Raw genomic sequence first — 14,320 nt, forward strand, 5'->3', positions numbered from 1 at the left:
ATTTTGGAATTCTAATATATGTTTTTTTAAATTTTAATTCATTATTTTTTATTTAGGAAATGTTTATTTGTTATATAGGAAAATTTTAGCTAGAGTTTTTAGATTAATTAAGAAGAGATTAAACTTTTAATGTTTGTTATTAGACTATTATTAGTCTAAAGATTTTTGCAATGATAATGGAATAAACTCTATTAGTTAGTAATAAAATAAAAGAGGTTATTTAGTGGTTTTGCTTTTAAGAGAATGAATGGGAAAACTATAAAATGATGAGAAAATTTTAATGAGTTTTTAGAATTGCACTAGCTAGGCTTATGGATAAAATATGCTTGTATGTTTTAGTTTTTGGAAAAATGCAATTATGGATTTATAGATATGAGAGCTAAGAATATTTTGTAAAAAGCCATTATTTTTGGGATTAAGGAAGCTTAAGAGCTTCTTGGATAATCCCATCAAAGATTTGGCTATAAGGTGGATTAAAAGCAATTACAGGCAACTCAATGTCTTTATGAAGTTTGATGTCGCCATTTATAATCACATTTGCTCGCAACAAATATCTGGGCGTGAAACTAAAAGAAGCAGTGGGGGAATCATCCCCTTGTGCTTCATTGTAATAATGGGTGAAATAAAATTCTATGGTTTTTAAGTTAGGATTTGGGGTTTTTTCATAGAGAATTTTAAAGCGATTGGTAAAAGTTTGCGAAAAACCAATAGGGATAATGCTAGTGTCTTTATCTTTTTGATAAAGGATTTGCGGATAATTTAGATTTGGATTTGCAAGAGGTGGGTTAGCACAGCCACTTATAAAAAATAAACAAAAACTTAAAAGAAAAGATGTTAAAATACTTTTCATAAAAACTCCTGATATTAAAATGATAGATATTATACATTTAAGGTGCTAAAATTGGATTGTATTTTTGTGGCAAATAAGCCTTTGTTTGTTTCTTCTAATAAATTTTTAAACAATTTAAAAAAAAGAGATAATGTTAAAAAAGGCGGATTTAGTGGGATTTTAGATCCTTTTGCTTGTGGAGCATTGATAGTAGCTTATGGGCAATATACACGATTGTTTTCTTTTATCAATAAAGAACCTAAGGTATATAAAGCGACTTTATGGCTTGGGTTAAAAAGTGATTCTTTAGATATTGAGAATATTATGGGTATTTATGATACACCAAAATTAAGTGAAGCTAGAGTGCAAGAAGTGGTGGAGAGTTTTTGTGGAGAGGTTAAATTCACTCCTCCTAAGTTTAGTGCTAAAAAAATTGAGGGGAAAAAGGCTTATGAGCTTGCTAGAGCTGGGGAAGAGGTAAGATTAAAAGAAGAAGTGATGAAAATTTTTAAAATAGAATTTTTAGGCTATAATCATCCTTTTGTTAGTTTTAGAGTGTGGGTAAGTGCAGGTTCTTATATCCGATCTTTAGGAGAAATGATAGCACAAAAATTAGGCACTTTTGGGGCGCTTAGCTATTTGGAACGCGAGAGCGAGGGGGGATTTAAATATGAGGGGCAGAAACATTTAAATCCCTTAGAGATTTTGCCATTTTGTAAGATTAATGCTAGAGATTTAGAGAATGGAGAACTTTATTCTAAGATGATAAATGGCAAAAAACTAGAAGCAAAAGAGCTAAAAATTTACAAAGAAGGAGAATATATAGTGTATTTTGATGAATTTTTTTCTATAATTTCATATAAAAACCACGCAATCACATATTTATTAAATAGGATACCTTTATGTTAATTTTATCAAGAAAAGAAAATGAAAGCATTTGTATTGGCGATGAGATTGTTATTAAGATTGTTTCTATTGATAAAGGCAGTGTTAAAATAGGTTTTGAAGCACCGCCTAATCTTTTGATTTTGCGAGAGGAGTTAAAAAGGGCAGTTTTAGAAGAGAATAAAAAATCACTTTCTCATAAAGAATTACAAGCTAGTGAATTGCCTATTTTAAAGAGTAAGGCGAAATGAAAACTTACGCAAAAATCAATATTTTTCTAAAAATTACAGGCAAAATGCAAGAAGATAGCATTAGCTACCATACTCTTGTATCACGGTTTATGAGGGTTGGTAATCTTTATGATGTGTTGGAGTTTCAAGAGGGGCATAGTAATTTTGAGGTTTGTGGAAATTTTGATTGTAAAATGGAGCAAAATACAATCTATAAAAGCTATCTTGCACTTTTAGAAGTATGCACTAAGGAGCAAAAAGAGTTTTTGAATGCTTTAAAAGTGGAGGTAGAAAAAAATATTCCCACAGGGAGTGGGCTTGGCGGAGGTAGCTCTAATGCAGCAGGTTTTATTTTGTGGGTAAATCAAAAACTAGGTTTAAACTTGACAAAAGAAGAACTTTATAAAATAGGAGCAAAAGTGGGTAGTGATGTCCCCTTTTTTTTAAGTGAAGAAGAAATTGCAAATGTAGAGGGCAGAGGAGAGATTATTAAAAACACTCAAGAGAGGACATTTAAAGTAGAAATCATCACACCTAAAATCCATGCAAATACTAAAGAAATCTATAAACTTTATGCGAAGAAATTCTATGCTCCTATTAGCACAAATGAAGCAAAAAGTTGGCTAGATATTAGCAATCAAGATGTTTTTAAAAAAGATGCAATTTCTTTAAATGATTTGCTCTTGCCACTTTTAGAAATATATCCAAGTTTGAAAGAATATCTTAAAGAGGGATATTTTTTGAGTGGTAGTGGAAGTAGTTTTTGGAGAGTAAAATGAGTATTAAAATAGTCGCTACAAACAAAAAAGCAACTTATGATTTTTTTATTTTTGATAAACTTGAAGCAGGGATTGAGCTTCTAGGAAGCGAAGTGAAGTCTATCCGTGCTGGAAAGGTGAATTTAAAAGATAGTTTTGTCAAGATTGTTAATGGGGAAGCTTTTTTGTTTGGGGCACATATTTCAGTGCTTAGCACGACAAATTTGCATTATAAACCCGATGAAAAAAGAGTAAGAAAACTACTTCTACACAGAAAGGAGATTGATAAGCTTTTTGGCAAAACACAAGTGGTGGGAATGAGTATTGTAGCTTTGAAGTTGTATTTTAATAAACGCAATAGAGCAAAGCTAGAAATAGCCCTAGCTAAAGGTAAAAATTTGCATGATAAGCGTGAAAGCTTGAAAGAAAAAATCCAAAAAAGAGAGATAGCACAGTCTTTAAAAGATTACCAATAAAGGAGAAAAATTGCTAGATTTAAGTTTAAAAGAAAGCGTAGAATATGGAGTAATGGGGGTGTTGCTTTTAATGAGTGTGGTGGCTTTGTGGGCTAGTATTGAAAGATTGCTTTTTTATCGCTATATTAAATTAGCAATTTATGAGAACAAAACAGAGTTGGAAATTGATTTATCTAAAAATCTAACTTTAATTGCGACAATTGGTTCTAATGCACCTTATGTTGGGCTTTTAGGAACGGTTTTTGGGATTATCATTACTTTTGTGCAAATGGGGCAGTCTGGCATGGTGGATAGTGCAAGTATTATGAGTGGTTTAGCCTTAGCATTACAAGCAACAGCAGGAGGGCTTATTGTAGCTATTCCTTCTATTATTTTTTATAATCTTTTAATGAGAAAAAGTGAAGTTTTGGTGGCAAGATGGGAGATTTTACAAGAGAAAAAGCAAAGCCAAAATTTTAGCTTAAAAGAATTAGAAAAAAGGTAGAAAATGAAACGATTTAGGAGAATGGATAGTATTAATATCGTGCCTTTTATTGATATTATGCTAGTTTTGCTTGTTATTGTCTTAACAAGTGCTACTTTTATAGCACAAGGCAAAATCCCTATCACTCTTCCTAAAGCGGAAGGTTCTAGCAAGATAGATAAGCCTCTAAAAGATGTAGAAATTACCATTAGTCAAAAAGGGGAGTATTTTTTTGATAAAAATCTTTCCAGCTTAGAGGAGATTAAGGCAAAATTATTACAAATGCCAAAAGAAACTCCTATTTTATTAAGAGGGGATTCTAAGAGTTATTTTGAGCAGTTTATTGCACTTGTGGGAATGTTAAATGAGATTGAGTATAATAATGTAGATGTGCAAGTGCAACAAATAGAACAAAAAGGAAGGTAATGTTTAGAAGTGAATATGATTTAGGGACAATAATTTCAGCAGCAATTACTTTTGCAATTGTTGTGCTTGCTATAAGATTGGTTTTATTTTTAGTAAATCGCAAAAAGACTACCATTCAAAAACCTGATTGGCTTATGGATGAGCGTTTTGATTTAGATAAAAAAAGGAAGAGAAAATAATGGAAAATATGTTGGTAAATATCATTTTTACTTTAGCAATGTTGGCACTTGCATTCTGGGATTTTCTAAGCTATGGTAAGCAAAAGCATAGAGATTTTAAATCTATTATTATTAGTGCTGGGGTTTTGGGGACTTTTGTAGGGATTTTTATGGGGTTGCAAGATTTTGATACAAGAAATATTGAAAACTCTGTGCCTACGCTTTTAGAGGGGTTGAAGACTGCTTTTTATACTTCTATTTTGGGAATGGGACTTGCAATTTTGCTTTCAATTATCCAAAAAAGCAAAGCAGTTAAAAGTGATTTGGATAATATGTTAGATTATTTTTCTTTGCAAATGGGGAAGTTAGATGAACTCTCACGCCTAAAAGAGCTTACGCAAATCACGCAAAAACAGCAAGAAACTCTACATAAAACCCAAACCCTTTTAGAAAAACAAAGTTTAGCTAATGAAGAACGCTATTTGGGATTGGAGGAGCATTTTAATAAAGTTAATTTTACTCTAAAAGAAGCAATGCACCATTTAGCACAAGGTGCAAGTAAGGAGTTAATAGGAGCATTAGAGGGGGTAATTCGTGATTTTAATAAAAAAATTACTGATCAATTTGGAGATAATTTTAAAGAATTAAATTTAGCAGTTTCGCAAATGATTGCTTGGCAAAATAATTATAAAGAAGGCATAGCAGGATTAGAAGAAAATCTCAAAAATACACTTGCACTTTTTAATCAAACAAGTGAAGGGATTGCACTTATAGCTAAACGCAATGAAGAAACGCTAGAAGTCTATAAGGCTTTAGCAAACAGCATTGAAGCCTCACGCATAGAAAATGAAAAATTATCTTCCCTTTTGGCTGGTTTTGAAGATATGCATATTCATGCACAAAATGCGTTGGTTTCTGTTAAAGAACTTGTAGAATCAATAGAAAGTATTCAAGCTAGAAGTTATGAAGTTACCGAGCAATCTCATAAGCAAATTAGTCAAATTATCCAAAGCGGAAAAGAAGAAAGTATGGAGCTTGTGCGAAGTAATTTAGAAAATACAACGCAGTTTTTAGAGCAAAGCACAAAAACTTACTTGCAAAATTCACAAAATGTTTTAGAAAATAGTCTGCAAACCCTAGAACAAGATCATACTAAGTTAAATGAGCAACTAAATAAGCTCTATACTGCTTTTATGGAGTTTAATGAGAGTTATATAACACAAAATCAAGAAAAGCTTACGCAATCTTTAAAAGAGCTAGAGAGTAAAACTTTAGAGCTGCTTGAAAACTTTAACCATAATGAAGAAGAGCTAAGATTTAAAAACTTAGAAATGGTTACACATATTAAGAGCAATATCCAAGAACAAATGGAAGAGATTAAGAGTAAATATGGGGAGCTTGTAGATAATTTACAAGAAGCCCAAAAACAATCTGTTTTACTGCTAGAAGAGCAGTCTAAAAGAAGTGATGATGTTTTATTAAAACATTCTCAAAATATGGAAACAACCCTAGAGCAAAATGCAAATTCCTTTATGAATTTGAGTAAAAATACACAGGATAATTTGCAAAAGCATTTAGACGCATTAGAAGAGCATGTTAATAATGCGGTTTTGAGCTTTGATAAGCTTTTGGGTAATTCTACTAAGAATTTAGAGGAAAATTTACAAAGCAGTAAAGAAGCTTTAATTACGCTTTCTAATGAGGTAGAAAAAAGCACTACAGATACTTTAAGAAGTCTTAATGATTTGGTGCAAAATACTGCAAATAGTCTAAGTCAATCAAGCCAAAATATAGAAGAAGCTTTAAGTGCAACTTCGTATAATATACAAGAAAATTTTACAAAAACTACACAAGAAATCTCTCAAAATGTGCAAATGCTTTTAGAAGGCAATAAAGAGCAGTCTAAGCAGCTTTATGGGCTTTTAGAAGAAGATGCTAAAAATTTTGGTGGGTATTTAGAGAAGTTGCAATCACAAAACCAAAGTTTTTTAGAGGATTATCAAGGTAAGCTTAGGGGAAGTCTAGCAGAAAGCTATAAAAATACTTTAGAGTCTTTAAATGCGTATTTAAAGAATGCAAATTCGCTCCATCAAACACAAGTGGGTAAAATACTGCAAACTTCTACACAAACCCATCAGGAATTAACAACGCATTTGCAGAATAATCTAGCAGAAATAGCAAGCCTTTTTGATATAAACTCTAAAAAAGTATTAGAGAGTGCAAATTCTCTTGTAAGTAATCTTTTAAATCTTTCAAAAACACAGTTAGATTCACATTCTAAAGAAGTAATACAAAGCTATCTAACCTTACAAGATCAAGTAAAAGTAATGCTAAAAGAAATGGGGAGTGAGTATTTAGAAATGCTTTCACTCCTTAGTAAAAAAAGTCTAGAATTGCCTAAGAATGTGAGTGCAGAACTTTTAAATGAATTCAATAAATTGCAAAAAAATCTTGGAGATGCACTTACAAAAACTTATCTCTCTTTGGAAAGTAATCGCAAAGAGATTGATGCAATTTTGCAAATCACAAAAACCAATGTCTCTTCTTCGCTTGCAGAAACTTCTGAATTAAATGCAAAGCTTTGCAGTTCTCTTGGGGAACTTGATGGGGCACTTTCAAATATTACGCTTGGTTTTAGACAAGATTATGAATGGTTTTTACGCCGTATCCGTGAGTTAATGGGAGCTAGATAATGGCTAGTGATTTTAAAGGAAGTGAGTGGATTAGCATTTCTGATATGATGGCAGGAGTGATGATGATTTTTTTGCTAATTGCTGTGTCCTATATGGTGGTAATTAGCTCTACTCAAAAGGAGTTAGCAGAGCAGAATAAAGAGCTATTGACACTTAATAAGCAAATGAGCGATGTTGCTAAAACTCATAAAGATTTGCAAACAGAGCTTAATAAAGATTTATTAAGAGAATTTTCTGGGAATTTGGAGCAATGGAATGCGGAGATTGATTCAGATAATATTGTGCGTTTTAGAGAGCCTGATATTTTATTTGATCAAGGACAAAAAGTAGTTAAATCAAGATTTAAAGAAATCTTAGATGATTTTTTTCCGCGTTATATTAAGATACTCTCGCAAGATAAATACAAAGAAGACATTGAAGAAATTAGAATAGAGGGGCACACTTCTACAGAATGGCAAAATGCTAAAAGTTTAGAAGCAAGGTATTTAGGAAATGTAGGGCTTTCGCAAGAAAGGGCATTGGAGGTTTTAAAATATTGTTTTGAAAATCCTAAAATCAATGCACAAAAAGAGTGGCTAGTAAGCGTGCTAAGGGCAAATGGACTTTCTTTTGCAAAGCCTTTAGAAACGCCAGAGCTATCACGCAGAGTAGAGTTTAAAGCGCTCACAAAAAGTAATCAAAAAATTCTTAAAATCTTAAAATTGCAAGAAGAATTACAAAAAGATGAAGAAAATCAGTCAAAATAGCTTTAAGATAAGCCTTGTTTTATAAGTATTTAAAAAAATCAAGGTAAAATTTCAAAATAAAGAGAACTAAACTCTTAAAATTTCAAAACACGGAAGGTAAATTGATGAAGAAGATTATTTTAGGTTCAATGGTGGCTTTTGCGTTAATGCAAGGTGTGAGTTTTGCAAAAACTTTTGCAAAAGTAGATGGTGAAGAAATCACAGAAAAAGATATTGGAATTTTAATGAGAGGAATGCCTGGTGTTTCTTATGAGCAATTACCACAAGAAGCAAAAACACAAATTATTAATCAAGCAATTGAGCGAAGATTATTGATTAAACAGGCTAAAAAAGAAAAGATTGAGAACTCTAAAGAATATAAAGATGCTTTAGCACTTGTGCAAGATGATTTGGCTTTAGAAATTTGGATGGGCAAACAAATGAATGAAGTTAAAGTAAGCGATTCTGAAATTAAAGATTTTTATAATAAAAATAAAAAAGAATTCTTACAGCCAGAAGCAGTAAAAGTAAGCCATATTTTAGTAAAAAGTGAAGCAGAAGCAAAATCTATCATCGCTGAACTTAAAAAAAGTGGTAAAGATTTACCTAATAAATTTGCACAGCTTGCAAGAGAAAAATCACAAGATGCAACTGCACAAAATGGTGGTAGTTTAGGATGGTTTGTAAGAGCACAAAAAATGGTTCCAGAATTTACTAATGCAGCATTTAAACTTAAAAAAGGAGAATATACAAAAACTCCAGTAAAAACAGATTTTGGTTTCCATGTAATCTATGCGGAAGATAAAAGAAGTGAAAGAACTCTTACTTTAGATGAAAGCAAAGCAAGAATTGAGCAAGTATTAAAAGTGCAAAAATTCAAAGATAGTGTGCAAAAAGAAGGTCAAGATTTACGCAAAAAAGCTAAGATAGAAGTTTATTAAGGTTTATTAAATGCTAGTATCAGGAAATGAAATTTTACAAAAAGCACATAAAGAAAATTATGGTGTAGGGGCATTCAATTTTGTAAATTATGAAATGCTAAGCACTATTTTTGAAGCAGCAGATGAGAAAAAATCTCCTATTATTGTGCAGGCAAGTGAGGGAGCGATTAAATATCTAGGTATTGATATGGCAGTAGGTATGGTGAAGATTTTGGCCAATCGTTATCCTCATATTCCAGTAGCTTTACACTTAGATCATGGAACCAGCTATGAATCTTGTGTGAAGGCAATTAGGGCAGGTTTTACATCTGTGATGATAGATGCTTCCCATCATCCTTTTTTGGAAAATTTACAAGAAACTAAGAGGGTTGTAGAAGTAGCTCATTGTGCTGGTGTGAGTGTAGAAGCAGAGCTTGGAAGACTTATGGGGATAGAAGATAATATCTCTGTAGATGAAAAAGATGCTTGCTTAGTTAATCCAAAAGAAGCAGAAGAGTTTGTAAAAGAAAGTAAAGTAGATTTTTTAGCACCTGCTATTGGGACAAGCCATGGAGCTTTTAAGTTCAAGGGCGAACCAAAACTAGATTTTGAACGCCTTATAGAAGTGAAAAGGCTTACTAATATTCCTTTAGTTTTGCATGGAGCAAGTGCAATTCCTAATGAAGTTAGAGAGGCATTTTTGCAAAGTGGTGGGGATTTAAAGGGAAGTAAAGGTGTTCCTTTTGAGTTTTTACAAGAGGCTATTAAAGGCGGTATTAATAAAATTAATACAGATACAGATTTAAGAATTGCGTTTATGTCAGAGGTTAGACGCGTAGCTAATGAAGACAAAACGCAATTTGACTTAAGAAAGTTCTTTGCTCCTGCTAAAGATTTTATGAGAAAAGTTATAGCAGAGCGTATGGAAATCTTAGGTAGTGCAGGAAAAATTTAAAAAATTAAAGGAAATAAATGGCATATTCAATGGGTGATTTAAAAAAAGGTTTAAAAGTTGAATTAGAAGGTGTTCCTTATAGAATTACAGAATACCAACATGTAAAGCCGGGTAAGGGAGCAGCTTTTGTGCGTGTAAAGATGAAATCTTTCTTAGATGGTAGAGTTTTAGAGAAAACTTTTCATGCAGGTGATAAATGTGAAGAGCCAAATTTGCAAGAGCGTTCTATGCAATTTTTATACCATGATGGCGATCATTTCCAGTTTATGGATACAGAGAATTATGAGCAAGTAGGACTTTTAGATGAGCAAGTAGGAGAGGTTGCTAAATGGATGATTGATGGAATGATGGTAAGTGTATTGTTCCATAATGATAAAGCAATTTCTGTAGATGTGCCACAGTCTGTAGAGCTTGTAGTAAAAGAAACACCACCAAACTTTAAAGGTGATACTACAAGTGCGGGTAAAAAGCCAGCTACTTTAGAAACAGGTGCTGTGGTTCAAGTTCCCTATCATGTATTAGAAGGAGATAAAATCCGTGTAAATACAGAAACAGGCGAATATTTAGATAAGGTAAAATAATGGCAAAAGTTTTAATTCCTTTAGGGGATGGATTTGAAGATTTAGAAGCAATTAGCGTGATTGATGTATTAAGACGCGTAGGTGTTGAAGTGCATCTTGCTTCTTTAACAAAAGATTTGGCAGTAACTTCTGATTGTGGAATTATAATGCAGGCTAAAGTGAGAATTGAAGAAGTAGAAGCTAAAGACTATGAGGGCGTTATAATGCCAGGTGGTTTTGGTGGAGTGCAGAATATGATTGGTTCTGAAACTTTAGCTAAAGTTGTAAGAAAAATACACAGTGAAGGTAAAATTGTCGCAGCAATTTGTGCAGCACCTCTAGCACTTTTTAAAATGGGTGTTTTACAAGAGGCTAAATTTACTTGCTATCCTAGCGTTGAAAATGAGATTAAAAATCCAAACTATGTGTGCGAAAATGTCGTGCAAGATGGGAATATTATTACTTCAAGAGGTCCTGCAACTGCCTTAGAATTTGCTTATTATTTGGCAGAGATTTTTGTAGGTAAAGAAAAAGCTTTAGAAGTTAAAAAAGGAATGCTTGCTTGCTAAAAATAGCATTAACATTAGGAGTTAGCTCCTTTTTATTGGCAGGTTGTTTAATGGGTTATAGAGAGCTTGTTTATAACCCAGAAAGCTATCTTAAAAAAAAGGCAATAGAATATGCCTCTAATCCTCAAAAGTTTGAAACAGAAGTTTTGAATTTTCAAGCAACTTTCAAAAAGGTTGTTACTAAGCTCACCCAAAGAGCTTCTAAAAATTGGGGTGAAAATAATACACCTACAGCTTCTAAAGAAGTTTATGTAAAATATACTGATTCTTATCTCTCAAGAGCACAAGTGGATTTTGCAAAAGGTGTGGTATCAGTAGCTACTCTAGATACAAAAAATCCAAAACAAGCATTGCATAAAGCAATTGTGGGAACACTTTTAACGCCAGAAGATCCAGAAAATGTAGATTTATATTCTGATAAAGAGATTGAGTATAAAGGAAAACCTTATTTGGCAGATTTGATAAAAGATCATGAAGGAAAGGTTGTCCTTTATCCTTGGAGAGCTAATCGCTATGCAGATTATCTTATTAACCATAAATTAAAAACCACAGAAATTACACAAAAAGGTGAGAAAAAGAAAGTTTATTATGTGCAATTTAATATGGTAGAAGATAGAGAAATGCAAAGTGAGCATAAATATGGAGAGTATGTTGCGCTTTATGCAAGAGAATATAGAATAGAGCAGGCATTGATTTTTGCTATTATTAAAACAGAGAGCAGTTTTAATCCTTATGCAGTTAGTCATATTCCAGCATATGGACTTATGCAAGTCGTTCCAGTAAGTGCGGGGCGTGATGTGTATAAAGCCTTAAATAATAAAGATGGTATTCCTACTAAGGAAATGCTTTTTGTCCCTAAAACAAATATACAATATGGATCGGCCTATTTAGATATTTTGTTTAACCGTTATTTAAAAGGTATTAAAAATTCTCTCTCTCATGAATATTGTGTGATTGCAGCTTATAATACGGGCAGTGGAAATGTTCTTTCAGTTTTCCATAAAGACAGAAAAAAAGCTGTGGAGATTATTAATCAAATGTCTTCGCAAGATGTTTATAGAAAGCTAAGAACTTCTTTAAAATACGAAGAAGCAAGAAATTATTTACATAAAGTAAGCAATGCTAAAAAAGAATTCCAAACGCATTCTAAAACTGCTTCATTGGGAGCAATTGCACATGGAGATTTTTGAGTTAGAACAAAACCCTAAAATCTGTGGATATTTTAAAGAAAAGGAATCTTTATACCGGTATTTTTACATTAAAGAATGTAAAGAGAATTTTTATAAGGAATTATTAGAGAGGGGTTGGAGGCGTTTTGGAAATTATTTTTTTGTTCCAGAGTGTCAAGGCTGTAGTTTGTGTATTTCCATAAGGCAGGATTGTGAAAATTTTAGTTTCAGTAAAACGCAAAAAAAAATCTTAAAGCAATCTAAGTTTATTACACTAAGTATTCAAAAGCCCACCCTATCTAAATCGCATTTAGAATTGTATGATAAATACCATAAGGCTATGCAAGATAAAAAAGGTTGGGAATATCAAAAAGTTACCCCAGAAGTGTATTATGATACTTTTGTGCAAGGCTTTATGGAGTTTGGCTATGAGTTTTTGTATCATATTGATGGAATTTTGGTGGGAGTGGCTTTAGTAGATATTTTGCAAGATTGTATTTCAGCGGTTTATTGTTTTTATGATCATGATTTTGCAAAATATTCTTTAGGCACTTTTTCAATCTTAAAGCAAATTGAGTTTGCAAAATCTAAAGGAATTAAATATTTATATCCAGGATATTGGATTAAAGATCATCCTTCTATGGGGTATAAAGAAAAATTTAAGCCTTTTGAGGTTTTAATCAATCGCCCAAGTTTAGAAGAAAAACCCATTTGGAAAAAGGAGTAAGATGCATTATACAAATTTAATTTCACAGATTTTTGAGAAGTTTGCCAAACATTCTTTCCATCCTAAAATTCAAAAATGGATTAATTTGGCTTATGTGAAGTATTTTAAGATTAATTTGGAAGAATTTGACACTCTAGAGAGTTATGAAAGCTTGAATAATCTTTTTATGCGTTCTTTAATTAAAATGCGTTCTTTTGATAAGGCGCAAAATGTATTGATAGCCCCTTGTGATAGTAAAGTAATGGAGTTTGGAGAATGTAAGGAAAATAAAGCTTTACAAATTAAAGGTAAAGAATATTTTATCAGCGATTTTATCTTAGAGAAATTAGAAGAGGGGTTTAGCTTTATTAATCTTTATTTATCTCCTAAAGATTATCACCGCTTCCATGCTCCTATTGATTTAAAAATTAAAAAGATTGATTTTATAAAAGGGGCTCTTTATCCAGTGAATAAAATGGGTTTAGAAAAAATAGATTCCCTATTTGTTAAAAATAAAAGAGTAGTATTAAGCTGTGAAGATTATAGAGGTAATCCTTTTTATTTTGTAGCAGTTGGGGCACTTAATGTTGGTGGGATTGTTATCCATTTTGCACCTAATATTGCAACTTTAGAAGAAAACTATAGCCATACATTTGCAAAGCCTATCTTTTTGCAAAAAGGTGATGAAATAGGAAGTTTTCAAATGGGTTCTACAGTTGTAATGTTTTCTAAGGATTGGAGTTATCAAACACAGCTAGGAGAGAGCGTGTATTTTGGTGAATGTATTGCAAAGGAGAAAGAATGAAAGAAAAAATTAAAACTCTAGCACAAAAACATAATGTTTTAATAGCAGCACATTTTTATCAAAGAGATGAGATAGTAGAGATAGCACATATTAGTGGAGATAGTTTGGAGCTTTCACAAAAAGCCTCCCATTCTAATAATCCCATTGTTGTATTTTGTGGTGTGGGCTTTATGGGGCAGAGTGTGAAAATTCTCTCACCCAAAAAGCGTGTATTTATGCCAAAAATTGCTTGTTGCTCTATGGCTAGAATGATTGATGATAGTTATTTTGATGAGAGTGTGAAGAAGCTCAAAAGTTATGGGATTGATGATTTTTTTCCTATTACTTATATTAATTCTAATGCAGAAGTAAAAGCTAAAGTTGCAGATTTTGGAGGTGTTGTTTGCACAAGCTCTAATGCAAGTAAAATTATGGATTATGCACTTAAACAAAATAAAAAAATTTTCTTTTTGCCTGATAGATGTTTAGGTGAGAATTTAGCAGGACAAAATGGATTAAAAAGTGCAGTTTTGGGAGTAGATAGCAAAGAAGATGTAAAAAATGCAGATATAATTTGCTATAATGGATTTTGCTCAGTTCATCAGCTATTTAGCGTGCAAGATATTGAATTTTTTAGAGAAAAATACAAAGATATTTTGATTGTAGTGCATCCAGAATGCCCCAAAGAAGTAGTAAAAGAAGCAGATTTTGTGGGTTCTACCAGTCAGATAATCAAGTATGTTCAAAGTTTAGAGCCTGCACAAAAAGTAGCGGTTGGAACGGAATTTAATTTAGTTAATCGTTTAAGAAAGCCTTATAATGGAGAGCAAAATACCTTTGTTCTTTCTTCTACTAAGCCAGAATGCCCCACAATGAATGAAACTACATTGCAAGATGTTTTAAAAATTTTAGAAGCAATAGATAAAGGAGAACCTTATAATGAAATTCTATTGGAAGAGAAGATAGCTGCTAAAGCTAAAAAGGCACTGGATAAAATGATGGAGCTTTCATAAA

At 32.2% G+C, this 14,320-nt stretch carries 18 protein-coding genes; 17 read left to right on the forward strand and 1 reads right to left on the reverse strand.

Going from position 1 to position 14,320, the window contains the following annotated elements:
* Positions 1–415: 415 nt before the first annotated feature.
* The gene (locus B6S12_RS06965) at positions 416–850 is read right to left on the reverse strand and encodes a hypothetical protein (protein ID WP_111230079.1); all 435 of its coding nucleotides are present in this window, start codon (positions 848–850) and stop codon (positions 416–418) included.
* A 51-nt stretch (positions 851–901) separates the two neighbouring features.
* Here B6S12_RS06965 and truB point away from each other — a divergent pair, with 51 nt between their 5' ends.
* The 17 genes from truB (at position 902) to nadA (ending at position 14,319) form a co-directional block, all read left to right on the forward strand.
* Positions 902–1,738, forward strand: a complete 837-nt coding sequence (gene truB / locus B6S12_RS06970; protein WP_111230080.1) for a tRNA pseudouridine(55) synthase TruB — start codon at positions 902–904, stop codon at positions 1,736–1,738.
* The gene (gene csrA / locus B6S12_RS06975) at positions 1,732–1,965 is read left to right on the forward strand and encodes a carbon storage regulator CsrA (protein ID WP_111230081.1); all 234 of its coding nucleotides are present in this window, start codon (positions 1,732–1,734) and stop codon (positions 1,963–1,965) included. Before truB ends, csrA begins: the two co-directional genes overlap by 7 nt.
* Positions 1,962–2,723, forward strand: a complete 762-nt coding sequence (locus B6S12_RS06980) for a 4-(cytidine 5'-diphospho)-2-C-methyl-D-erythritol kinase (RefSeq protein ID WP_111230082.1) — start codon at positions 1,962–1,964, stop codon at positions 2,721–2,723. The genes csrA and B6S12_RS06980 overlap by 4 nt, the downstream gene beginning before the upstream one ends.
* Before the next feature lie 2 nt (positions 2,724–2,725).
* On the forward strand, positions 2,726–3,178 hold the full coding sequence (gene smpB / locus B6S12_RS06985) for an SsrA-binding protein SmpB (RefSeq protein ID WP_111230116.1): 453 nt from the start codon (positions 2,726–2,728) through the stop codon (positions 3,176–3,178).
* Positions 3,179–3,188: 10 nt separating this feature from the next.
* Positions 3,189–3,662, forward strand: coding sequence for a TonB-system energizer ExbB (exbB, locus tag B6S12_RS06990; protein ID WP_111230083.1), 474 nt, complete (start codon positions 3,189–3,191; stop codon positions 3,660–3,662).
* Positions 3,663–3,665: 3 nt separating this feature from the next.
* Complete coding sequence (locus tag B6S12_RS06995; RefSeq protein ID WP_111230084.1) at positions 3,666–4,067, forward strand: biopolymer transporter ExbD; 402 nt, start codon at positions 3,666–3,668, stop codon at positions 4,065–4,067.
* The gene (locus tag B6S12_RS07000) at positions 4,067–4,246 is read left to right on the forward strand and encodes a hypothetical protein (protein WP_111230085.1); all 180 of its coding nucleotides are present in this window, start codon (positions 4,067–4,069) and stop codon (positions 4,244–4,246) included. The genes B6S12_RS06995 and B6S12_RS07000 overlap by 1 nt, the downstream gene beginning before the upstream one ends.
* The gene (locus B6S12_RS07005) at positions 4,246–6,918 is read left to right on the forward strand and encodes a hypothetical protein (protein ID WP_111230086.1); all 2,673 of its coding nucleotides are present in this window, start codon (positions 4,246–4,248) and stop codon (positions 6,916–6,918) included. The genes B6S12_RS07000 and B6S12_RS07005 overlap by 1 nt, the downstream gene beginning before the upstream one ends.
* Positions 6,918–7,664, forward strand: coding sequence for an OmpA/MotB family protein (locus B6S12_RS07010; protein ID WP_111230087.1), 747 nt, complete (start codon positions 6,918–6,920; stop codon positions 7,662–7,664). The genes B6S12_RS07005 and B6S12_RS07010 overlap by 1 nt, the downstream gene beginning before the upstream one ends.
* A 104-nt stretch (positions 7,665–7,768) precedes the next feature.
* On the forward strand, positions 7,769–8,584 hold the full coding sequence (locus B6S12_RS07015) for a peptidyl-prolyl cis-trans isomerase (RefSeq protein WP_111230088.1): 816 nt from the start codon (positions 7,769–7,771) through the stop codon (positions 8,582–8,584).
* 10 nt (positions 8,585–8,594) lie between these two features.
* On the forward strand, positions 8,595–9,518 hold the full coding sequence (locus tag B6S12_RS07020) for a class II fructose-bisphosphate aldolase (protein WP_111230089.1): 924 nt from the start codon (positions 8,595–8,597) through the stop codon (positions 9,516–9,518).
* A gap of 17 nt (positions 9,519–9,535) precedes the next feature.
* Complete coding sequence (gene efp / locus B6S12_RS07025) at positions 9,536–10,099, forward strand: elongation factor P (protein WP_111230090.1); 564 nt, start codon at positions 9,536–9,538, stop codon at positions 10,097–10,099.
* Positions 10,099–10,647, forward strand: a complete 549-nt coding sequence (locus B6S12_RS07030) for a DJ-1 family glyoxalase III (protein ID WP_111230091.1) — start codon at positions 10,099–10,101, stop codon at positions 10,645–10,647. Before efp ends, B6S12_RS07030 begins: the two co-directional genes overlap by 1 nt.
* Entirely contained in the window at positions 10,641–11,837 is a 1,197-nt protein-coding gene (locus B6S12_RS07035; RefSeq protein ID WP_245892583.1) for a murein transglycosylase domain-containing protein, read from the forward strand. The genes B6S12_RS07030 and B6S12_RS07035 overlap by 7 nt, the downstream gene beginning before the upstream one ends.
* Positions 11,824–12,543, forward strand: coding sequence for an arginyltransferase (locus B6S12_RS07040; protein ID WP_111230092.1), 720 nt, complete (start codon positions 11,824–11,826; stop codon positions 12,541–12,543). The genes B6S12_RS07035 and B6S12_RS07040 overlap by 14 nt, the downstream gene beginning before the upstream one ends.
* 1 nt (position 12,544) lies before the next feature.
* Positions 12,545–13,327: a phosphatidylserine decarboxylase gene (locus B6S12_RS07045; protein WP_111230093.1), complete on the forward strand. Its 783-nt coding sequence runs from the start codon at positions 12,545–12,547 to the stop codon at positions 13,325–13,327.
* A complete protein-coding gene (nadA, locus tag B6S12_RS07050) occupies positions 13,324–14,319 on the forward strand; it encodes a quinolinate synthase NadA (protein WP_111230094.1) in 996 nt (331 codons plus the stop codon). The genes B6S12_RS07045 and nadA overlap by 4 nt, the downstream gene beginning before the upstream one ends.
* The last annotated feature ends 1 nt before the right edge of the window (position 14,320 follow it).

This window comes from Helicobacter valdiviensis (assembly GCF_003245365.1).
Lineage (GTDB): Bacteria > Campylobacterota > Campylobacteria > Campylobacterales > Helicobacteraceae > Helicobacter_D > Helicobacter_D valdiviensis.